The sequence below is a fragment of the Roseovarius indicus genome (genome assembly GCF_008728195.1).
In the GTDB taxonomy this organism is placed as follows: domain Bacteria; phylum Pseudomonadota; class Alphaproteobacteria; order Rhodobacterales; family Rhodobacteraceae; genus Roseovarius; species Roseovarius indicus.
The window spans coordinates 164,369-185,987 of record NZ_CP031598.1 but is presented as its reverse complement, the minus strand read 5'-3'; the positions used below and the strand labels follow the sequence as shown (position 1 = coordinate 185,987).

Below are 21,619 nucleotides of genomic sequence, written 5' to 3'. Positions count from 1 at the left end.
GGATCAGGCATCATCCGGCGGGGTGATGCCTTTTTCTTTGAGTTCGGCCAATGCGTCATTGGATTTGCGCAGCCCCTCGTGCCCCGAGGCATCGAGCACTTCGCGGGTCTTGAGAAACTGGATATCGGGGTAGGCCACCACCTCGACCCGGTTGCCCCACGGATCGAGAAAATCGAACCGCTTGTCCGACACGAAGGTGATGCCTGCCTCTTCCATCCGGGCGCGAAGCCCCTCACGGTCATCGACCACGAGGCCGAAATGACGGTGGTTGTCGGTGGTGATCTCGTCCACCTCCATCAGCGCAAGGAACTGGTCGCCCATGTCGAGGAAGGCCGAGCCCTCGCCGCGTCCGCGCAACTCGAAGTCGAACCAGGTGCCGTAGAACTCGAGCGCCTCTTCGATGTTACCGACTTCGAGGGCGACATGGTTGATGCCGACGAGCTTGGGGCGGGTGGCTGGCATGGCGGCAACTCCGTTCATACAGACGACAGACAGATAGCGCGGCCACCTGCCCTGTCCACGGCGTCAGGGCGTCAGCAGCCGCCGGTAAAGCGTGTCGAGATAGGCGCTGGCCCCGTCATGCACGTCTTTGCCTTCCATCAGCACCTGCAGCTGGGCGTCGAAATCGGCGTAATGTTGGGTCGTCGCCCAGATCGAAAAAATCAGGTGGCGCGGGTCGACCGGGGCCAGCCGCCCCTCGGCGACCCAGCCATCGATCATCGCGGCGGAGTGTTCCAGCAGCGGCTTCAGCACGGTTTCGAGATCGGGCCCCATGCGGGGGGCGCCGTGGATGATCTCGTTGGCAAAAAGCCGGCTTTCGCGGGGGAACTCACGGCTCATATCGAGCTTGCGGTGGACATATTGAAGAAGCTCTTCCAGCGGGTCGCCCTCGGGGTCGATCTCTCGCAGCGGGTCGAGCCAGGTATCCATCAGCGCGTTGAGCAGCGTGACGTGGATCTCCTCCTTGCCGGAGAAGTAGTAAAGGATGTTCGGCTTCGACAGCCCGGCCTCCGACGCGATCTGGTCGAGCGTCGCGCCGCGGAAGCCGTATTGCGAAAACACCTCGAGCGCCGCATCGAGGATTCGCTTGCGGTTCCGGCGCTGGATGCGGCTCGGTTTCGGGGTGTCCTCGGCGGCGGGCATGTCCTGCATCGAACGTCCTTCTTTCCTCTGCTCAAATCTCTAGCATCATTGGGGCGTTACTGGCCAGATCGGCGGGGCGTCGCACTCGTGCCTTGACAGGAATAGCCTGCTCCGCAATCGTAACTTGACCAAATGGTAAAAAAGCCAGAACCGCAAGAGCCCGGCAGAAATTTGCGCTATCCGCGCGACTCGGGCACCTTGGACGGGTCAACAGCAAGAGGGATGATGCCATGTCGGCACCGGGCGAGAACCTGAAGATCAACGGCGACCGGCTGTGGGACAGCCTGATGGAGATGGCCAAAATCGGGCCGGGCGTGGCCGGCGGGAACAATCGCCAGACCCTGACCGACGAAGACGCCGAGGGCCGCGCGTTGTTTCAGAAATGGTGTGAAGAGGCGGGCTGTTCCATGGGGCTCGACGAGATGGGCAACATGTTTGCCCGGCGCGAGGGCACCGACCCCGACGCGCTGCCGGTCTACGTGGGCTCGCACCTCGACACGCAGCCGACGGGCGGCAAGTATGATGGCGTGCTGGGCGTGCTGGCCGGGCTGGAACTGGTGCGCAGCCTGAACGACCTCGACATCAAGACGAAGCACCCGATCGTGGTGACCAACTGGACCAACGAGGAAGGCACGCGGTTTGCGCCGGCGATGCTTTCTTCGGGGGTGTTTGCCGGCATGCACGAGCAGGACTGGGCCTATGGCAGGGTCGATGCCGAGGGGAAAACCTTTGGCGAAGAACTGGAACGGATCGGCTGGAAGGGCGAGGAAAAGGTCGGTGATCGCAAGATGCACGCCTTCTTCGAGCTGCATATCGAACAGGGCCCGATCCTCGAGGCCGAGGAGAAGGATATCGGCGTCGTCACCCACGGCCAGGGCCTCAGCTGGACGCAGGTGACGATCACCGGCAAGGATGCCCATACCGGTTCGACCCCGATGCCGATGCGGAAGAATGCCGGGTTGGCGATGGCCCGCGTGCTGGAACTGGTCGAGGAGATCGCCCTGTCGCACGCGCCCGACGCCGTGGGCGCGGCGGGCCATATCGACATCTACCCCAACTCGCGCAACGTGATCCCCGGCAAGGCGGTCTTCACCGTCGATTTCCGCTCGCCTCAGCTTGATGTGATCGAGGACATGGTGGCCCGGATGAAGGAGGGCGCCAAGAAGATTTGCGCCGACATGGGCTGCGAGGTGGAATTCGAGAAAGCCGGCGGGTTCGACCCGGTGGAATTCGACGAAACCTGCGTGACCGCCATCCGCAACGCCGCCGAACGGCTGGGCTATTCCCACCGCAACCTCGTCTCGGGCGCCGGTCACGACGCCTGCTGGATCAACCGCGTGGCGCCCACCGCCATGGTGATGTGCCCCTGTGTCGACGGGCTGTCGCATAACGAGGCCGAGGAGATATCGAAGGAATGGGCCACTGCGGGGGCGGATGTGCTGATGCATGCGGTCGTGGAGACCGCGGAGATCGTGGAATAATTGGGGGCCAGCCCCCAAACCCCCGGGATATTTTGCCCAAGAAGAAGGCAGATACTCTGCGGGACAAACCAGGGAGTTAGACAATGACCACCAAAGTCATCAAGAACGGCACCGTCTGCACGGCGGACCGGTTGTGGAAAGCCGACGTCCTGATCGAGGGCGAGACCATCAAGCAGATCGGCGAAGACCTGTCTGGCGACGAGTATATCGACGCCGAGGGCGCCTATGTCATCCCCGGCGGTATCGACCCGCATACGCACCTCGAGATGCCCTTCATGGGCACCACCGCCGCCGAAACCTTCGAGACGGGCACCTGGGCCGCGGCCTGTGGCGGGACGACCATGCTGGTCGATTTCTGCCTGCCGGGCGCCGACGGCTCGCTCAAGAACGCGATCAACGAGTGGCACCGCAAGTCGGGGCCGCAGATTTGCAGCGATATCGGCTACCACATCGCCGTGACCGGCTGGAACGAGACCATCTTCAACGAGATGAAGGACGCCGTGGAAATGGGCGTCAACTCGTTCAAGCACTTCATGGCCTACAAGGGCGCGCTGATGATCGAGGATGACGAGATGTTCGCCTCGTTCAAGCGCTGCCGCGAGCTGGGAGCGCTGCCGATGGTGCATGCCGAGAACGGCGATATCGTCGCCGACCTGCAGCAGCAGATGCTGGAACAGGGCATCACCGGGCCCGAGGGCCACGCCTACTCGCGGCCGCCGGAAGTGGAGGGCGAGGCCGCCAACCGGGCGATCATGATCGCCGATGCGGCGGGCGTGCCGCTCTATATCGTGCATGTGAGCTGCGAGCAGGCGCATGAAGCCATCCGCCGCGCTCGGCAGAAGGGGATGCGGGTCTATGGGGAGCCGCTGATCCAGTTCCTGACGCTGGACGAGAGCGAGTATTTCAACAAGGACTGGGATCATGCCGCCCGCCGCGTCATGTCGCCCCCCTTCCGCGACAAGCAAAACCAGGACGGCCTGTGGAACGGTCTCGCGGCCGGTTCGCTGCAGGTGGTCGCGACCGACCACGCCGCCTTCTCGACCGAGCAGAAGCGGATGGGTGTCGACGATTTCACCAAGATCCCGAATGGCTCGAACGGGCTGGAGGAGCGGCTGTCGGTGCTTTGGACCAAGGGCGTGGAAACCGGCCGCCTGACGCCGCAGGAATTCGTGGCGGCGACCTCCACCAACGTGGCCAAGATCCTCAACATCTACCCCAAGAAGGGGGCGATCGTGGAAGGGGCGGATGCCGATATCGTGGTCTGGGACCCGAAGATTTCCAAGACGATCTCGGCGGCCAATCACCATTCGATCCTTGATTACAACGTCTTCGAGGGGTTCGAGGTGACGGCCAACGCCCGCTACACCATCTCGCGCGGCGAGGTGATCTGGGCCTGGGGCCAGAACTCGCAGCCGCAGCCCGGCCGCGGCCGTTTCGTGCCCCGCCCTGCCTTCCCCTCGGCGCATGCCGCGCTGTCGAAATGGAAGGAACTGACGGCGCCGAAACAGATCCACCGGGACCCGATGAATATTCCGGCGGGGATCTGAGATTTACCGGTCTCTCCCGTCGGTTGGCGGGGGCGGCCCATTGACAACACCGGGCCAGCATGGGTGCAATTCGCCCGATGCAAGCGGGGGACAAAACTTGACGGGAAATTCGGTCATCAGCGCGAACGACCTCTCGCTGACCTTCGAGACGAATGACGGGCCGGTTCACGCGCTCAAGGATGTGACGCTGGACGTGCAGAAGGGCGACTTCGTTTCCTTCATCGGGCCTTCGGGCTGTGGGAAGACGACCTTCCTGCGCTGCATGGCCGACCTGGAACATCCCACCGGCGGCTCGATCACCGTCAATGGCGTGAGCGCGGCCGAGGCGCGGATGGCACGGGCCTATGGCTATGTCTTCCAGGCGGCGGGCCTTTACCCCTGGCGCACCATCGGCGGCAATATCCGTCTGCCGCTCGAGATCATGGGTTATGGCAAGTCCGAGCAGGATCGGCGCGTGAAAGAGGTGCTGGAACTGGTCGACCTTGCGGGGTTCGAAAAGAAATACCCTTGGCAATTGTCGGGCGGGATGCAGCAGCGCGCCTCGATCGCGCGGGCGCTGGCCTTCGATGCCGATATCCTGTTGATGGACGAGCCCTTCGGCGCGCTGGACGAAATCGTGCGCGACCACCTCAACGAGCAGCTTCTGCAGCTATGGGACCGGACGGAAAAGACGATCTGCTTCGTCACGCACTCGATTCCAGAGGCGGTCTACCTTTCGACGCGCATCGTGGTCATGTCGCCGCGTCCGGGCCGGATTACCGACGTGATCGAAAGCCCGCTGCCGAAGGAGCGCCCGCTCGATATCCGCGACACGCCTGAATTCCTCGAAATCGCCCATCGCGTGCGCGATGGCCTGCGGGCGGGGCACAGCTATGACGACTAAGGCCCGCTCCTCCGCCCTTGCGGGCGGCGTCGCCATTTGCAGGGGTGCCCCCGCTCCGGTTGAAGAGCGGGGGACTTTCACTGTTCACGGTTATCGGCTCTCCAGCCTGTACCGTGGCTTCAGGACAGCACCCAATCCTTTCATTGTTCTTAAAATACTCAAGAAACCTGCTCTCGATCCGCGCTGTCGGCTGAGTATTTTCGGAACAGTGAAACAACCGGCGGGGGCAACCTGATGCGGAATGCCGTGCCCGTCCTGACCGTGGTCGCCGTGATCTTCGCCCTGTGGTACGGGGCGGCGGTCGTGCTGAACGCCCCCTGGGCCTATGACAAGGCCAAGCGGGCGGACGTGACGCTTGGGTTTTCCGAACTGGTGGCCGACACGTGGAGCCAGGACAAGCCCAAGCTGCCCGCACCGCACCAGGTTGCGGTCGAGATCTGGAACACCACCGGCGAGATGGTTCAGAACGGGCGGGCCTTTTCCAAGCGGTCGCTGATTTATCATGCGTGGGTCACCTTCTCCTCGACCATGCTGGGCTTCGTACTTGGCACGGTGCTCGGGATCGCGCTGGCGGTGGGAATTGTCTACAATCGCACGATGGACATGAGCGTGATGCCCTGGGTGATCGCCAGCCAGACCATTCCCATTCTCGCCATCGCGCCGATGATCATCGTGGTCTTGAACGCGGTGGGCATTTCCGGGCTGCTGCCCAAGGCGATGATCTCGATGTATCTCAGCTTCTTCCCGGTCGTGGTCGGCATGGTGAAGGGCCTGCGCAGCCCCGGACCGATGCAGCTTGACCAGATGCGCACCTGGAACGCCTCCTCCTCGCAGACCTTCTGGAAGCTGCGCCTGCCCTCGTCGATGCCGTACCTGTTCACCTCGCTGAAGATCGCCATGGCGGCGAGCCTTGTCGGGGCCATCGTGGGCGAATTGCCCACCGGCGCCGTGGCGGGGCTCGGCGCGCGGCTGCTGACGGGCAGCTATTACGGCCAGACCATCCAGATCTGGAGCGCGCTGATCATGGCCGCGACGCTGGCCGCCGTGCTGGTAGGGCTCATCGGCCTCATGCAGCGGATCACGCTCAAGCGGATGGGGATGGCGGAATGATGTGGGTGATCGCAGGCCTCGCCGCATGGGCGCTCGGGTGGTGGCTCAATCACGTGCTGTCGCACCGTCCGGCCAACCGGTTCACCCGGCTGGCCGTGCCGGTGATCTTCGGGCTGACGGTCATCGTGGTGTGGGAATGCATCGTGCGGGGGTTCGACATCCCGACCGTGCTGTTGCCCGCGCCGACGCAGATTGCCGTGCGCTTCGCCGCCTCCACCGGCATCCTGTGGCAGGATTTCGTGCAGACCGCCATCAAGGGCGCGCTGACCGGCTACATCCTGGGCTGTGGCGCCGCCGTGCTGCTGGCCGTGGCGATCGACCGCTCGCCCTTCCTCAAGCGCGGCCTGCTGCCGGTGGGCAATTTCGTGGCCGCCCTGCCCATCGTCGGCACCGCGCCCATCCTGGTGATGTGGTTCGGCTTCGACTGGCAGTCGAAGGCGGCCGTGGTCGTGGTCATGGTGTTCTTCCCGATGCTGGTGAACACCGTGCAGGGCCTGCAGGACACCGATGCGATGCAGCGCGACCTGATGCGCACCTATGCCGCAAGCTACTGGCAGACGCTCTTCAAGCTACGCCTGCCCGCCGCCATGCCGTTCATCTTCAACGGCCTCAAGATCGCCACCACGCTGGCCCTCATCGGCGCCATCGTGGCCGAGTTCTTCGGCTCGCCGATCAAGGGCATGGGCTTTCGCATCTCGACCTCGGTCGGGCAGCTCTCGATGGACCTTGTCTGGGCCGAGATCGTGGTCGCGGCGCTGGCGGGCTCGGGCTTCTACGGCGGGGTTGCGCTGATCGAGAAGGCAATGACATTCTGGCACCCATCACAAAGGGGCCGGGCATAACCGGAACCACAACAAGGGAGACGACAAAGATGAACAAACTCGCCACGACCATCGGCCTAGCGGCCGCGGGGCTCTTCGCCGGCATGGCGCAGGCCGCCGACGAGGTCACGATCCAGCTCAAATGGGTGACCCAGGCCCAGTTCGCAGGCTATTACGTGGCCCAGGACCAGGGCTTTTACGAAGAGGAAGACCTCGACGTCACGATCAAACCGGGCGGCCCCGACATCGCGCCGGCGCAGGTGATCGCGGGCGGCGGTGCCGACGTGATCGTCGACTGGATGCCCTCGGCGCTGGCCAGCCGCGAGAAGGGGCTTGGGCTCGTCAACATCGCCCAGCCCTTCAAGAGCTCGGGCATGATGCTGACCTGCCGCAAGGATACCGGTGTCGAAGGCCCGGAAGACTTCAAGGGCAAGACGCTGGGCGTCTGGTTCTTCGGCAACGAGTATCCGTTCCTCAGCTGGATGAGCCAGTTGGGCATCCCGACCGAGGGCGGCGATGACGGCGTGACCGTGCTCAAGCAGGGTTTCAACGTCGATCCGCTTCTTCAGGGTCAGGCGGCGTGCATTTCGACCATGACCTACAACGAGTACTGGCAGGTGATCGACGCGGGCCTGACGCCCGACGACCTGATCGTCTTCAAGTACGAGGACCAGGGCGTCGCCACGCTGGAAGACGGGCTGTACGTGCTTGAGGAGAACCTCGAGGACGAGGAGTTCAAGGACAAGATGGTACGCTTTGTCCGGGCCTCGATGAAAGGCTGGAAGTGGGCCGAGGAGAACCCCGACGAGGCAGCGATGATCGTCCTCGACAACGACGCAACCGGTGCCCAGACCGAAGAGCACCAGAAGCGGATGATGGGCGAGGTCGCCAAGCTGACCGCGGGTTCGAACGGCGCGCTTGATCCGGAAGATTTCGAGCGGACCGTCGAGTCGCTGCTGTCGGGCGGGTCGGCCCCGGTGATCACCGAGCACCCGGGCGAAGCCGCCTGGACGCACGAGATCACCGACGAGGCGCTCGACTAAGCTCAACCGAAAGGTGATTCAGATTTCACCGTCGTGGGCCCGGGCCGAACAGGTTCCGGGCCCATTTTTTGTGCTACGCCCCGCGGCCACATTCCCGCCACATTGGCACGGGTTGAGTGAAGACGATCCCACAACACCATATATTGTGATGGCGCCATCCCGCGCGCCTGTAACTCTTTCAAATGAATACTTTATCCGCCACTTTGCTTATGCTAGCGTTTAGTTAGTAAATATAAAAACCCGCCAAAAGTGCGGGACGAGGCAGAAAAGAGCAGGTTCATGAGAGCCCGGAGCAGACAGCCGATCCGGTGGGGGCTGGTGGCGTTGGCCGCCCTCTGGATGTTGGTCATAGTACCCCTAAGCGCCGCGGCGGCCCCCTATGCCGCCCTCGTGATGGACGCCCGGTCGGGCGAGGTGCTGCATTCGAGGAATGCAGACACGCCGTTGCACCCCGCGTCCCTTACAAAGATGATGACCCTCTACATCGTGTTCGAAGCCGTCGAGAACGGCGAGATCGGGCTTGATGACCGGGTCAAGATTTCCAGCCATGCCGCCAGCGAGCCGCCCAGCAAGCTGGGCCTGCGCGCTGGGCAGAGCATTCGCCTGCGCTACCTGATCCGCGCCGCGGCCGTGAAATCGGCCAATGACGCGGCCACGGCGCTTGGCGAGGCGATCGAGGGCTCGGAAGCGCGCTTTGCCCAGCGGATGAACCGCACGGCCAAGGCCCTCGGCATGAAGAACACCACGTTCAAGAACGCGCACGGCCTGACCGAATCCGGTCACCTGTCGACGGCGCGCGACATGTCGATCCTCGGGCGGCACGTGTTCTACGACTACCCGGAATACTACAACCTCTTCTCGCGCATCACCGCCGATGCGGGCGTGCGCAAGGTCTACCATACCAACCGCAAGCTTCTGCGCAGCTACAAGGGCGCCGACGGCATCAAGACGGGCTATACCCGTGCCGCCGGTTTCAACCTCGTGGCCAGCGCCGAGCGGGACGGCAAGCGCATCATCGCCACGGTGTTTGGCGGCCGCTCGACCGCGTCGCGCAACGCCAAGGTGGCGGAACTGCTCGACCTAGGCTTCCGCCGCTCCAAGACGCGTGTGGCGCTGCACAAGCCGGCGAAACCGCCCTACATGGGCCGGATCAACGGCGACGATACGCCCGGCGGCTACGGCAAGAAGGTTCGGTTGGCCGGTGCGGCCGCGGTCAAGAGCAGCCTTCGGCCAAAGCTGCGGCCCGCCACAGAGGAACCGGCGCCAATCCTGGTGGCCGACAAGGATGATATCGAGAACGCCGTGCTTGCCGCGCAGGAGGTGGCACTGGCGGAAACGGAGCCAGAGGCCGGGTCTTCCAGCGGTACGGAAGCGGAAGAGGCCGAACTGGCCCCCGAGGCCGACAGCGAAGTGCTTACAGCCGCGCTTGACGTGAACCCCGAGGTGACGCCCGAGATTCGCCCCGAGAGCATCATCCTGGCCTCGCGCGAGATCGGCGAGCCGAATGGTGACCCCGAGCAGGAGATCGTCGAACGTGTCTCGACCTCGGGCGGGCGCCACTGGGGCATCACGGTCGGCCGCTACCCGAGCCAGTACAAGGCCCGCAAGGTGCTCTTGCAGATCGCGCTCAACGAGATGTCGACACTGGATGGCAGCCTGCGCAAGGTGCTCAAGCGCACCGGCGGCTACGACGCCAACTTCATGGGCATGACCCGCGAGACCGCCGAGCTGGCCTGCCGTCGGCTTCAGGCCAAGAAGATCACCTGTTTCATGATCGAACCGACGGGGTAACGCCCCGTCGGCCACATCCGCCACGGTGCTCCGAAAGGGCACCGAAGGCGGGGAAGACGACACGTACTCCCCTAACCGGGGATGCGCACCTCCCGGACGCGGCCCCCACCGCCGCGTCCGGGAACTTTGCTTTCTCCCCCGGCGTTCTACCTTGTACCTGTATGCCGCTTGGGAGGTCGCCATGCCGAAATTTGCTCCACTCGCTCTTGTCCTGATATTTACCGCCACCGGCCCCGTCGCCGCGGCTGACACCACGACCATGTGCCTCGACCAGAGCGGCACCGGTGAAGCGCAGTGCACCTGCGCGACGAAAGAGCTGAAGGAGGATATCGGCGAGGATGACGCCGAACTCTATAACGCGGTGAGCGTGCTCTATCTCGACGGCAAGGCCAACGGTCAGGAGATGGGCGACGCCTGGGACGCGGCGATCGAAACGGTCGCCATGCAAAGCGAGATGGACCAGACGGAACTTCTCGAGCGGATGAACGCCGCGGGCAAGGCCCACAAAGAGGCGATCAGCGCTTGCAAGGATGCGAAAGCAGAGTGACCCCTGCCCCATCGTGACGCCGAGCATGCCCGCCGATAGCCAAGCGCTACTGCTTCGGCTTGTCGTCGTACTCGTCCGACAGAATGCGCCGGGCATCGCCCTCAGGGTCGTCATACTGGTTCGTCTTGACCGTCCAGATGAAGAAGGCCAGCCCCATGCCCCCCATGATCAGCGAAATCGGAATGAGATAGGCGAGAATGGTCATGGCTACCTCAGGCGCAATGCGTTCAAGGACACGGTAATGGACGAGGCCGACATGGCCAAGGCCGCGATCAAGGGCGAACACAGCCCCGCCACCGCCAGCGGCACGGCGATGATGTTGTAGACCGTGGCGATGCGGAAGTTTTCCCTGATGCGGCGGGTCGCCGACTTCGCGGTGCCGCAGGCCGCCGGGATGGGCGACAAGTCACCGCCCAGAAGGACGATATCGCTGGCCACCCGGGCGGCATCCAGCGCCGAGGCGGGCGAGATCGACACATGCGCCGCCGTCAGCGCCGCCGTATCGTTGAGCCCATCGCCAACCATCAGAACCTTGCGGCCCTCGTCGGTCATGGCCCGCACCCGCGCGGCCTTGTCCGCCGGCAGGGCTTCGGCCATCCAGCGCTCGATCCCCAGCCTCTGTGCCAGCGCCTCGACCGCCGCCGTGGTGTCGCCCGACATCAGGTAGACCTGCTTGCCCGCCGTCTTCAGCTCGGCCACGGCCTCCTCTGCCCCGGCGCGCAGCCGGTCGGCGAAGACGAACGCCACCGGCGCCGCACCGCCCCGCTGCAGGAAGCTCGCGGTCACAGACATACCTTCGGCCCCGGTCCAGCTTGCCCGGCCGAGGCGCACCTCCTGCCCGCGGATCGTGCCCTTGGTGCCGTAGCCCGGCACCTCGGTCACGTCGCTCACCCTGGCCGGAGCAAATCCCGCCGCCCGTGCCGCCTTGGTGATGGCCTGCGACAGCGGATGCGACGAGCCCTGCGCCAGCGCAAGCGCCAGCTCGACATCGGCCCGCTTCAGATCGCCAAGATTGGTCAGTTCCGGTGTGCCCTCGGTCAGCGTGCCGGTCTTGTCGAAGACCACCGCGTCAACCTCGGCCAGCCGCTCCAGCGCCGTCTCATGCTTGATGAGCATCCCCTTTCGGAACAACCGCCCGCTCGCCGCCGTGGTCACCGCCGGCACGGCCAAACCCAGCGCACAGGGGCACGTGATGATCAGCACCGCCGCCGCGATGTTGAGCGCGGTGCGCACGTCGAAGGTGTAGAGATACCAGCCAACGAAGGCCAAGGCCGACAGGATATGCACCCCCGGCGCATAAAGCTTCGCCGCCTTGTCGGCGAGCGAGGTATAGCGTGACCGGCCCGACTCGGCGATCGCCACAAGGTCGGCCATCTGGTGCAGCGAGGTATCGGCGCCCACCGCCGTCGCACTTACAGTCAGCGGCCCGGTGAGGTTCACCTCGCCGGCCGACACGGCCTGCCCGACGCCGGCAAACACCGGCACCGTCTCGCCCGTCAGCAGCGACCGGTCGATCTCCGACGTGCCCTCGACGATCTCGCCATCGACCGGCATACGCCCGCCGGGGCGTACAAGCACCATGTCGCCCACCGCCAGCTCGGCCACGGCGACGGTCTGCTCCTGCCCGTCCCGCAACAGCACCGCACGCGGCACCTCCAGCGCGGTCAGCTCCTGTGCTGCCGAGCGGGCGACCGCCCTTGTGCGGTGATCGAGGTACCGTCCCGCCAGCAGGAAGAAGGTCAGCGCCAGCGCCGCATCGAAATAGGCGTGTTCGCCCGACAGCGACGTCTCCCAAAGCGAGGTCACCACCGCCAGCAGGATCGCCAGCGTGATCGGCACGTCCATATTCAACTGCCGGTTCTTCAGCGCCGCCCAGGCATTGGCGAAGAAGGGCTGCCCCGAAAACGCGATGGTCGGCAGCGCGATGGCGGCCGAGATCCAGTGGAACATGTCCCGCGTCGCATCCTCGGCGCCGGACCAGACCGACACCGACAGCAGCATCACGTTCATCGACGCAAACCCGGCCACAGCCAGCCGCATCAGCAGGTTCCGCCCTGCCTTGTCATTGGCCGTGGCGTTGAGCGTGCCGGGGTCGAGCTCATGCGCCTCGTAGCCCAGCCCCTCGACCAGCGACTTCATGTCCTGCGCGGTGACATCGTCATCGGCTTCGATGCTGGCCCGCTTCAGCGTCAGGTTCACCCGCGCCGAATGTACCCGCGGGTCGGCATTCAGCGCCTTCTCGATCTTCGTGATGCAGGCCGAGCAGTGGATCGTCGGCAGGCTCAGCGCAATCTGTGCATCTCGAGCCGCCGCCCCGGCCAGCGCTTCGGCGGCCGGGGCCGCCGAACAGGCCGGACAGGCCGAAGCAGAGGGGCGCATCGTGGCGGTCATGTCCCTAATCCTTGATCAGCACGACACGCTGGCGAAAATTCGTGCCGTCGCCCGCAATCGCTTCCATCCGGATGTTCCAGTTGCCGCCGCCCAGCTCGACCGGTGCGACATAGGCGTTGCCGTCGAAGCGGAAGTCAGGCGTCACGTCCTGCGCCACGTTCGTCGCGCGGCCCACCGTGGCATCCAGCTTGGCCACACGCACGGGCTCTCCGGCTTCGTCGGTGATCGACAGGGTCAGGATACCGTCGTGATGATGCGCGCCGATCGTCCAGCCAAGGGCCTCCTGCGCCGCCTTGCGCTCGTCGAAGGTCTGGCTGGCGATGTAGGAGTTCTTCACCTCGAGCCCCGGGAAGGTCTTCACCGCCGACACCGCCAACAGGATGTTGACACCGATGATCAACCCGAAGGCCAGGACGAAGCCGATCAGCACGTGCTTTCCTGTAATCTCTTTCACGGCCATCATTGGTTCGCCTTTCCGTTGAAGATTGTGTCCTTGTAGGCGCGGTCGCCGTTCGTGACGTCCTCGACCCACAGCCGCACATCGGTGCGTTCGGCATTGGCGGGGTCGGATCCGGCAGGCGCGACAAGGTAGACACGCTGCAGTTTCTGGGCGTTCGCATCCACGTTTACTGTGGAATAGGGGGTGCCTTCAAGCTGCAGGCGGACAGTCTCGTCGCCCTTGACGGACAGGCGGAATGGCCGCGTCTCGCCGTGCTTGTTGCGCAGCCGCACCTCGTATGTGTTCCGGACGGACCCGTCCGACAGGGTCACGAAGGTCGGGTTGCGCACCGGTGCGACGGTCATGTCGATATCCGACCGGATGAAGAGCGCAAAGACCAGCGCCACGCCCACCAGGGACCACAGCGAGGTATAGAGAATCGTGCGCGGCCGCAGGATGTGCTTGATGATCGGCTTCGGCGGCTGGCCCTGACGCTCGCGCTGTTCGTCGGTCAGCGCCATGTAATCGATCAGGCCGCGCGGCTTACCGATCTTGGCCATGATGTCGTCGCAGGCATCGATGCACAGCGCGCAGGTGATGCATTCGAGCTGCTGCCCGTCGCGAATGTCGATCCCCACCGGGCAGACGTTCACACAGGCCATGCAGTCGATGCAGTCGCCCTGCGGCTCGCCCGCCTTCACGGCCTCCGAGTGCTTGCGCGGCTCGCCCCGCCATTCGCGGTAGCCCACGGTCAGCGTGTCCTCGTCCATCATCGCGGCCTGGATCCGCGGCCAGGGGCAGGCGTAGATGCAGATCTGTTCGCGCGCGAAGCCACCGAAGAAGAAGGTCGTGCCTGTCAGGATGGCGATGGTGGTATAGGCGACAGGGTGCGCCTGAAGGGTGAACAGATCGACCAGCAGCGTCGGCGCGTCGGTGAAGTAGAACACCCACGCCCCGCCGGTTGCCACGGCGATCAGCAGCCAGACAGCCCACTTGGTCAGCCGCAGCCGCGCCTTGCGCGCATCCAGCTTCTTCTGGCGATGCAGCCGCAGGCGGGCGTTTCGGTCGCCTTCGATCCAGCGTTCGACAAGGATGAAAAGGTCGGTCCACACCGTCTGGGGGCAGGCATAGCCGCACCAGACCCGGCCAAGGGCCGAGGTGAAGAGGAACAGGCCAAGCCCCGCCATCACCAGCAGGCCGGCCACGAAATAGAACTCGTGCGGCCAGATCTCGATCCAGAAGAAGAAGAACCGGCGATGGGCGAGGTCGACCAGAACCGCCTGGTCAGGCAGCTCCGGCCCGCGGTCCCAACGAATCCACGGGGTCAGGTAATAAATACCGAGGGTGACGATCATGATCACCCATTTGAGGTTTCGGAAGTTGCCGTAGACCTTTTTCGGAAAGACGGGCTCGCGCGCGGCATAAAGGCTGGGCGGGGCGCTTGGCTGAGACTCTGCCAACGGGAATCACTCCACTGATTGTGGCTGGTTATCCGACCTTCTCTCAGGTCGGCCGAAGCGGGGCTTTGACCTGCATCAAATTCTGATTCTGAAATTGATCTATTCGCCCGGCGACCGGAATGCGGGGCGATGCCGCATGGCTTTGAAACACCGGGGGCCTGTGCCATAGTCGCCCTGGGGAGAGGACGCATGGACGCAACGCAGGGCGACACGAGAAAAGAGCTGAGCCCGGCCGAAATCGGCGCCATCGCGCATCTCTATCGCGGCGAAGTCTACCGCTCGACCACGTGGCGCACCCGGCTCGACACCACCACGAACTGGGCCGTCGTCACGCTGGGCATCGCCCTCTCGATCTCGTTTTCCTCGCCCGAGGCGTCGCCCATTCCGCTGATCCTTGTCGGTATCCTGATCATCTTCTTCCTGATGCTCGAGGCGCGGCGCTATCGCTACTTCAACGTGTGGCGCGCGCGCTGTCGCTGGATGGAAACGCATTTCTTCGCTCCCATGCTGCACGAGGGCGACCTTCACCTCGAAGACGGCTGGCAACGCACGTTGGCCGAGGATTACTGGCACCCGCGCTATCACGTCGGCATGGCCACGGCGATGGGCCGGCGCATCCGGCGCAACTACTTCTGGATTCTGCTGATCCAGTCGGTCGCCTATGTGGGCAAGCTGATGGTGCACCCCGCGCCGCTGACCTCGGTCGCCGACCTTGTCGACCGCGCGGCCATCGGCCCGGTGCCGGGAGCGCCTGTGCTGGCGGCGGGCGTACTCTATTGCCTGACATGGGCGTTGTTCTCGGTCTGGAGTCAGCGCTCCGACGCGCGCAAGGCCGCCCACCGCCCGCGCGACAGCTCGATGGGCTAGGCCTCGGCCAGCGCCGCGGCCTCCTTGCCCTGCCGCCGCAGCCATTGAAGGAAAGCCTTCGCCGGTGGGCGCAGGATGCCGGGGCGCGTCACGATGTGATAGCCGGTCTCGCCCGCATCGCGGAACAGCACCCGCAGCCGCCCCGCCTTCACATCCGCCTCGACCGACGACATCGCCGTGCTGATCACGCCCTGCCCGGCCCTTGCCCCTTCCAGCATCAGGTTGCCCGGCACGTGGGTCAGGCTTTTCACACAGCCTTCCGTCACCCCGTGCGAGCGCAGCCAGTCCATCGACTCGTTCGTCCCCAGCTCCTGCAGCCACGGGAACTGCAACAGGTCGGCGGGCTCTATCTCGCCGCATTCCCCCACCAGCGACGGCGCGGCGGTGATGACAATATCGGCCGGCACCAGCATCTCGGCCTCGAGCCCCGGCCAGTTGCCGTCGCCGAACCGCAGGCACAGGTCGACCCCGCCGGGCGCCGGGTCGCTGATCTTTGCGGTCGGGTTCACCATCAGGTCGATGCCGGGATGCTTCGTCTGGAAATCCAGCAGCCGGGGCATCAGCCACGTGCTTGCGAAAAGCTGAGTCGTCGAGATCTGCAGCGGCCGCGCCGCATCCGCCCCGGTCAGCATCTGGATGGTGCGAAAGATCGTGCCGAACCCCTCGGTGAGGGCCTCGGCCAACTGGCAGCCTTCGGGTGTCAGTTCGAGCTGACGGCCGGAGCGGTCGACCAGAGACAGGCCCAGATGCGTCTCGAGCGTGCGGATCTGCTGGCTGACGGCGGCATGGCTGACGTTCAGCTGCTCGCCGGCCTTGGTCACCGAACGGCTTTCGGCCAATGCCGCAAAAGCGCGAAGGGCTGACAGCGGCGGCAGGGCAATCCAATCAATCATGTAACTCCACCTTACAATAGCCAATTTTTCCTGAGTCGCATGGTGCCCGCATTTGCTCCATATTCCAAGGCATAGACCAGCCACAGGAAAGGACACGCCATGTTCAACATCTTCGCAAAAACTTTCAGAACCGCCACCCGCAACGAAACCCGCACCCCACCCCGGGATTCCTGGGATGCCCCCTCGCACTGGGCGCGCGGCGAACGTTTCGACACCCGCCGCAACGCCGAGATCGAGGCCCACCTTGTCGGGCGGCGTTTCTGATGGATCCGCTGATTTTCCACCCCGACCTTGCCGCCCGCGAGCGCCAGACCCAACGCTGGCCGTGGCGCGGGCGACGCTGGCCGCATACGGCCCGAGATCGCGACCTGGGCGTTCGCTGACCGCCCCTGTATCTCCCCTGACTGGCCCGTGGCCGCGGCTGATCGTTCCGCGCCACGGGCTTTTTTTGTGGCCAGCTCCCGGAAATGCCGCAAATGCAGGCGGGCCCGCCACGCAGGTGGCAGGCCCGTGCGACATGCCCTTTCGGGATGCAGGAAATCTGGTAAAAGAAGGCACCGACCGTTCCAGGAAACGCGCGAACAGGACGGAACGGCCGGTGCCAGGGCTCGCGGGCAGCACTCACTCCGCCCGCGAGTTTCTCTTAAGCGATCTACTCGCCGCCACCCAACTGGTGGACATAGGTCGTGACGGCGCGGATCTCGGCCTCGGAGAGGCGCTCGCTCCACGGCGGCATCACGCCATAGCGGCTGTAGGTCACGGTTTCCTTGATGGTGTCGTAGTCCCCGCCATAGAGCCAGATCGCGTCGGTCAGGTTCGGCGCCCCCTGGAAGCGGTCGCCGGTGCCGTCATCCATGTGACAGGCGGCACAGTTGTCCAGGAACACCTCTTCACCGGCCGTGGCGGCTTCCGCGTCTTGCGGCTCACGGCCCGACAGGGTCATGACATAGTTGGCCACCTGGTCGATCTGCTCGTTCTCGAGGATTTCGCCGAAGGCGGGCATTTCCGAATACCGGGCGTCGGGGTCGTCCTCGTTCCGGATGCCGTGGCTGACGGTTGTGTGGATATCTTCCATCGTGCCGCCCCAGAGCCATGCGTCGTCCTGCAGGTTCGGGTAGCCCTTGCTGCCGGCCGCGCCAGAGCCGTGGCACTGGGCGCACCACGTCTTAAACACGGCGGCCCCGGCCGAGGTGGCATAACCCTGAAGCTCGTCGTCCCCCTGGATCGCGGTCAGCTCGACCGAGGCGAGCTTTTCGTTGATCCCGGCATTGGCGGCTTCGGCTTCCGAGATCGCCTCGGCCACGTTGGCACGGGTCGACCAGCCCATGTAGCCGGCGGTGGCATCCTTGATGCCGGGCCAGGCCGGGTAGGCGACAGAGTACCAGATGCCCCAGATGATCGTGAGGTAGAACACCCAGACCCACCAGCGCGGCAACGGGTTGTTGAACTCCTGGATGCCGTCCCACTCGTGGCCGGTGGTATCCGGATCCGTGTTTTGCTTTTGCGGTTCTTTAGCCATTGTCCTCACGCCTCCTTGGCGCTCTCCGCGCGGTCAGGCGCGGGCTTGTCTTCGTACCGGAAGGGGATGTTGGCCGTGTCCTCGTATTTCTTCGAAGCGCCGGGCCGGAAGACCCAGAACACGACGCCGACGAAGAAAGCGAAGAGGAACAACAACATCCAGCTATCGGCGAACTGGCGGAGAAGGGAATAGGTTTCCATTGTATCCTCCCTTTACCGGCTGGCCACGGGCGTGAAGGTCGAGAAGTCGACCAGCGTGCCCAGCATTTGCAGATAGGCGATCAGCGCGTCCGCTTCCGAGATGCCCGGCGCCCCGTCGAAGTTGCGCACGTTCACGTTCTCGCCATACCGCTCCAGCAGCCCGTCATAATCACCGTAAGGGTCGATCTGCACGGCAAAGTCAGCCTGCGCGTTCTCGATCATCTCTTCGGTGTAGGGCACGCCGACAAAGGCGTTGGTGGCCAGAACGTCGCCGATATACTCGCCGTCGATCAACCGGTCTTCGAGATAGCCGTATTTGGGCATCACCGATTCCGGCACCACCGATTGCGGGTCGCGCAGGTGGTCGACATGCCAGGCGTCCGAGTAGCGGCCGCCGACGCGGGCGAGGTCAGGCCCCGTCCGCTTCGAGCCCCACTGGAACGGGTGGTCGTACTGGCTTTCAGCCGCAAGGCTGTAGTGCCCGTAGCGCTCTACCTCGTCCCGCATCGGCCGGATCATCTGGCTGTGGCATACATAGCACCCTTCGCGGATGTAGATGTTGCGCCCGGCCATTTCGAGCGGGGTGTAGGGGCGCATGCCCTCTACATCCTCGATCGTGTTTTCCAGCCAGAACAGCGGTGCGATCTGGACGATGCCGCCGATCGTGACCACCAGCAGCGAGAAGATGGCCAGCAGCGTGACGTTCTTCTCAAGGATCGTGTGTTTGTCGAGAATTCCCATTTCCAATCCCTCCTCTTACTCGGCCGGGACCAGCGAGTTGTCGGCCTGCACGGCCGGACTCCGCCGGATGGTCATGAAGAGGTTGTAGCACATGATGATTGCGCCGCTGATGTAGAGCACCCCGCCCAGGCCACGCACGACGTACATGGGGAACTTGGCGGCAACGGTGTCGGCGAACGAGTTCACCAGGAAGCCGTTGGCATCCACTTCACGCCACATCAGGCCTTCCATGATGCCGGTCACCCACATGGCGGCGGCGTAGAGGATGATGCCGATGGTGGCGAGCCAGAAGTGCCAGCTGACCATGCTCAGGCTGTAGAGCCGCTCCTTGTTCCACAGTTTCGGAACCAGGAAGTACAGCGCGCCAAAGGTGATCATGCCGTTCCAGCCAAGCGCGCCCGAGTGCACGTGCCCGATCGTCCAGTCGGTGTAGTGCGACAGCGAGTTGACCGCGCGGATCGACATCATCGGGCCTTCGAAGGTCGACATGCCGTAGAAGCCGATCGAGATCACCATCATCCGGATCACCGGGTCGGTGCGCAGCTTGTCCCAGGCGCCCGAAAGCGTCATCAGGCCGTTGATCATGCCACCCCAGGACGGCATCCACAGGATGACCGAGAACACCATGCCCAGCGTCGAGGCCCAGTCAGGCAGCGCCGTATAGTGCAGGTGGTGCGGACCGGCCCAGATGTAGATGAAGATCAGCGCCCAGAAGTGCACGATCGACAGCTTGTAGCTGAAGACGGGCCGCTCGGCCTGTTTCGGCACGAAATAGTACATCATGCCGAGGAAGCCGGCGGTCAGGAAGAAGCCCACGGCGTTGTGGCCGTACCACCACTGCGTCATCGCGTCCTGCACACCCGAGAAGACCTGCACCGATTTCGACCCGAAGATCGAGACCGGAATCGACAGGTTGTTGACGATGTGAAGCATGGCGACGGTCAGGATGAACGACAGGTAGAACCAGTTGGCCACGTAGATATGCGGCTCTTTCCGTTTCATCAGCGTGCCGGCAAAGACCAGCAGGTAGGCCACCCAAACGATGGTCAGCCACAGGTCGACATACCATTCCGGCTCGGCGTATTCCTTGCTCTGCGTGGCGCCCAGCAGGTAGCCGGTCGCGGCGAGCACGATGACAAGCTGGTAGCCCCAGAAGACGAACCACGCGAGGTTGCCGCCCCAGAGCCGCGCGGCACAGGTGCGCTGAACGACATAGAACGACGTACAGATCAGCGCGTTGCCGCCAAAGGCGAAGATCACGGCGCTGGTGTGCAGCGGCCGGAGCCTGCCAAAGTTGAGATAGCCCTGCGCCCACTCGAAGTTGAGCTGCGGAAAGGCCAGCTGGAACGCGATGAACGTGCCGACCAGGAACCCGACAACCCCCCAAAGCGCCGTCGCGATCACCCCGTAACGGATCACGCCATCCATGTATTCCCCGGAAAGGTCCAGACGCACCACCGGCTCGTCGGTATTGCGCAAAACCCAGATAAACAGCCCGCCGGCCGCAAGCGCCACGGTGAGCGCATTGACCATGTAGGCCAGGTCGCGCGCAAAGTTGGCGGCCATCAGTGCCAGAAGCACGATGACGCCAAGCACGACCAGCTTTACGTAGTTCGCCATAATTCTTCGTCCCTTCGTCTCAGTCCGCATCGCAATGGAATCATCGCGCGCGGGCGCGTTTGACTGATGCGGTAATGCTGCGACGGCAAACGTGCCGCCTTGATCTGCATCAATGAACCCATTTCCTTGCGATTTTCGTGACAAGCTGTCCATTTGGACACGCTTCAATTTGACACGCATCAAGGCGGACCACCGTTGCAGATTCTAACGTGACTCGCGAAATGCTCTTTTTTGGGAGGCGAAATGTCCTACAACTGCCTGTTCACCGTTCTGACGGATGCGGCACTGGTCGATGAGACGCTCGATCATGCCATCGCCATGGCCGCGGCGCATAACGCGCATCTCGACGTGCTCTGCCTTGGCGTCGACCGCAGCCAGACCGGCTATTACTATGCGGGCGCAAGTGCCGTGGTCCTTCAGGAAACCATAACCCGCGCGCAGGAAGACGCCGATGCGATCGACGCCAAGGTGCGCCACCGGCTCGGAAACGAGGACATCCTCTGGGCAAGTGAAAAAGGCGTCTGCCAGCTTGCCGACATGGGGCGTCACGTGGCGCTTCGGGCGCGATTCTCCGACCTGGCGATTCTGCCGCAGCCCTATGGCGAAAACCGCGGGGCAGAGCTCGAGCCCGCCACCGAGTCGGCGCTCTTCGACGGCAAGACCCCCGCGCTGATCGTGCCGGCAGGCGGCAAACCCAACGCCGCGCCCAAGCGGGTGCTCGTGGCCTGGAACGAAAGCGTCGAGGCCCTGTCGGCCGTGCGTGCGGCACTGCCGATACTGACGGCCGCAGACGAGGTGCATGTCGCCATCATCGATCCGCCCACCCACGGGCCGACCCGCTCCGATCCGGGCGGGATGCTGTCGCAATACCTCGCCCGCCACGGCGTGAAGGTCGAAATCGACGTGCTGTCGAAGACCCTGCCCCGGGTCTCCGACATCCTGATGCGCCATGCCGAGGACATGGATGCCGACCTGATGGTGATGGGCGCCTACGGCCATTCCCGCTTCCGCGAGGCGATCTTCGGCGGCGCGACCCGCTCGATGCTCGAACACGCGACCATCCCGGTGCTTATGGCCCACTGACGGCCCGACACGCAAAAACCCCTGCCCCGGCACCCGCCGG

General features: G+C 64.2%; 22 protein-coding genes. 11 read left to right on the top strand and 11 right to left on the bottom strand.

The window, feature by feature from the left end:
• Positions 1–3: 3 nt before the first annotated feature.
• Positions 4–462 carry a VOC family protein gene (locus RIdsm_RS00895; protein ID WP_143100372.1) on the bottom strand — a complete coding sequence of 153 codons (459 nt, stop codon included), beginning with the start codon at positions 460–462 and terminating at the stop codon, positions 4–6.
• Positions 463–525: 63 nt separating this feature from the next.
• Positions 526–1,152 (bottom strand): TetR family transcriptional regulator C-terminal domain-containing protein, encoded by a 627-nt coding sequence (locus RIdsm_RS00890; RefSeq protein ID WP_143100373.1) that lies wholly within the window; start codon positions 1,150–1,152, stop codon positions 526–528.
• Positions 1,153–1,373: 221 nt separating this feature from the next.
• Between RIdsm_RS00890 and RIdsm_RS00885 the strand changes: the two genes are divergently transcribed.
• From RIdsm_RS00885 to RIdsm_RS00850, 8 genes are all read left to right on the top strand, one after another.
• Positions 1,374–2,624: a Zn-dependent hydrolase gene (locus RIdsm_RS00885; protein WP_057821279.1), complete on the top strand. Its 1,251-nt coding sequence runs from the start codon at positions 1,374–1,376 to the stop codon at positions 2,622–2,624.
• An 83-nt stretch (positions 2,625–2,707) separates the two neighbouring features.
• A complete protein-coding gene (hydA, locus tag RIdsm_RS00880; protein ID WP_057821277.1) occupies positions 2,708–4,171 on the top strand; it encodes a dihydropyrimidinase in 1,464 nt (487 codons plus the stop codon).
• Between the two features lie 97 nt (positions 4,172–4,268).
• Positions 4,269–5,054 (top strand): ABC transporter ATP-binding protein, encoded by a 786-nt coding sequence (locus tag RIdsm_RS00875; protein WP_057821275.1) that lies wholly within the window; start codon positions 4,269–4,271, stop codon positions 5,052–5,054.
• Positions 5,055–5,288: 234 nt separating this feature from the next.
• Entirely contained in the window at positions 5,289–6,164 is an 876-nt protein-coding gene (locus tag RIdsm_RS00870) for an ABC transporter permease (RefSeq protein WP_177228378.1), read from the top strand.
• Positions 6,161–7,006, top strand: a complete 846-nt coding sequence (locus RIdsm_RS00865) for an ABC transporter permease (protein ID WP_057821271.1) — start codon at positions 6,161–6,163, stop codon at positions 7,004–7,006. The genes RIdsm_RS00870 and RIdsm_RS00865 overlap by 4 nt, the downstream gene beginning before the upstream one ends.
• Before the next feature lie 29 nt (positions 7,007–7,035).
• Positions 7,036–8,028 carry an ABC transporter substrate-binding protein gene (locus RIdsm_RS00860; protein WP_057821269.1) on the top strand — a complete coding sequence of 331 codons (993 nt, stop codon included), beginning with the start codon at positions 7,036–7,038 and terminating at the stop codon, positions 8,026–8,028.
• A 279-nt stretch (positions 8,029–8,307) separates the two neighbouring features.
• Positions 8,308–9,819, top strand: a complete 1,512-nt coding sequence (locus tag RIdsm_RS00855) for a D-alanyl-D-alanine carboxypeptidase family protein (RefSeq protein ID WP_074939881.1) — start codon at positions 8,308–8,310, stop codon at positions 9,817–9,819.
• A gap of 181 nt (positions 9,820–10,000) precedes the next feature.
• The gene (locus RIdsm_RS00850) at positions 10,001–10,366 is read left to right on the top strand and encodes a hypothetical protein (RefSeq protein WP_074939883.1); all 366 of its coding nucleotides are present in this window, start codon (positions 10,001–10,003) and stop codon (positions 10,364–10,366) included.
• A 46-nt stretch (positions 10,367–10,412) separates the two neighbouring features.
• Here RIdsm_RS00850 and ccoS read toward each other — a convergent pair whose 3' ends face one another.
• The 4 genes from ccoS to ccoG are packed head-to-tail and all read right to left on the bottom strand — an operon-like array spanning position 10,413 to position 14,656.
• The gene (ccoS, locus tag RIdsm_RS00845) at positions 10,413–10,571 is read right to left on the bottom strand and encodes a cbb3-type cytochrome oxidase assembly protein CcoS (protein ID WP_057821266.1); all 159 of its coding nucleotides are present in this window, start codon (positions 10,569–10,571) and stop codon (positions 10,413–10,415) included.
• Positions 10,572–10,573: 2 nt separating this feature from the next.
• Entirely contained in the window at positions 10,574–12,757 is a 2,184-nt protein-coding gene (locus tag RIdsm_RS00840) for a heavy metal translocating P-type ATPase (RefSeq protein ID WP_057821263.1), read from the bottom strand.
• 4 nt (positions 12,758–12,761) lie between these two features.
• Positions 12,762–13,220, bottom strand: coding sequence for a FixH family protein (locus RIdsm_RS00835; RefSeq protein ID WP_057821261.1), 459 nt, complete (start codon positions 13,218–13,220; stop codon positions 12,762–12,764).
• Positions 13,217–14,656, bottom strand: a complete 1,440-nt coding sequence (ccoG, locus tag RIdsm_RS00830) for a cytochrome c oxidase accessory protein CcoG (protein ID WP_057821259.1) — start codon at positions 14,654–14,656, stop codon at positions 13,217–13,219. The genes RIdsm_RS00835 and ccoG overlap by 4 nt, the downstream gene beginning before the upstream one ends.
• A 189-nt stretch (positions 14,657–14,845) precedes the next feature.
• On the opposite strand from ccoG, the gene RIdsm_RS00825 reads away from it, so the two are divergent.
• Positions 14,846–15,523: a DUF2270 domain-containing protein gene (locus tag RIdsm_RS00825; protein WP_057821256.1), complete on the top strand. Its 678-nt coding sequence runs from the start codon at positions 14,846–14,848 to the stop codon at positions 15,521–15,523.
• On the opposite strand, the gene RIdsm_RS00820 is transcribed toward RIdsm_RS00825, so the two are convergent.
• Complete coding sequence (locus tag RIdsm_RS00820; RefSeq protein WP_338049628.1) at positions 15,520–16,416, bottom strand: LysR family transcriptional regulator; 897 nt, start codon at positions 16,414–16,416, stop codon at positions 15,520–15,522. The genes RIdsm_RS00825 and RIdsm_RS00820 overlap by 4 nt on opposite strands.
• 99 nt (positions 16,417–16,515) lie before the next feature.
• Here RIdsm_RS00820 and RIdsm_RS29975 point away from each other — a divergent pair, with 99 nt between their 5' ends.
• The gene (locus RIdsm_RS29975; RefSeq protein ID WP_160325909.1) at positions 16,516–16,680 is read left to right on the top strand and encodes a hypothetical protein; all 165 of its coding nucleotides are present in this window, start codon (positions 16,516–16,518) and stop codon (positions 16,678–16,680) included.
• A gap of 388 nt (positions 16,681–17,068) precedes the next feature.
• Here the strand turns inward: RIdsm_RS29975 and ccoP are convergent, their stop codons facing one another.
• The 4 genes from ccoP to ccoN are packed head-to-tail and all read right to left on the bottom strand — an operon-like array spanning position 17,069 to position 20,496.
• Positions 17,069–17,935, bottom strand: a complete 867-nt coding sequence (ccoP, locus tag RIdsm_RS00815; protein WP_057821253.1) for a cytochrome-c oxidase, cbb3-type subunit III — start codon at positions 17,933–17,935, stop codon at positions 17,069–17,071.
• Positions 17,936–17,940: 5 nt separating this feature from the next.
• Positions 17,941–18,135, bottom strand: coding sequence for a CcoQ/FixQ family Cbb3-type cytochrome c oxidase assembly chaperone (locus RIdsm_RS00810; RefSeq protein ID WP_057821251.1), 195 nt, complete (start codon positions 18,133–18,135; stop codon positions 17,941–17,943).
• Between the two features lie 12 nt (positions 18,136–18,147).
• Complete coding sequence (ccoO, locus tag RIdsm_RS00805) at positions 18,148–18,876, bottom strand: cytochrome-c oxidase, cbb3-type subunit II (RefSeq protein WP_057821249.1); 729 nt, start codon at positions 18,874–18,876, stop codon at positions 18,148–18,150.
• Positions 18,877–18,891: 15 nt separating this feature from the next.
• Complete coding sequence (gene ccoN / locus RIdsm_RS00800; protein ID WP_057821247.1) at positions 18,892–20,496, bottom strand: cytochrome-c oxidase, cbb3-type subunit I; 1,605 nt, start codon at positions 20,494–20,496, stop codon at positions 18,892–18,894.
• A gap of 243 nt (positions 20,497–20,739) precedes the next feature.
• Here ccoN and RIdsm_RS00795 point away from each other — a divergent pair, with 243 nt between their 5' ends.
• A complete protein-coding gene (locus RIdsm_RS00795) occupies positions 20,740–21,579 on the top strand; it encodes a universal stress protein (RefSeq protein ID WP_057821245.1) in 840 nt (279 codons plus the stop codon).
• The last annotated feature ends 40 nt before the right edge of the window (positions 21,580–21,619 follow it).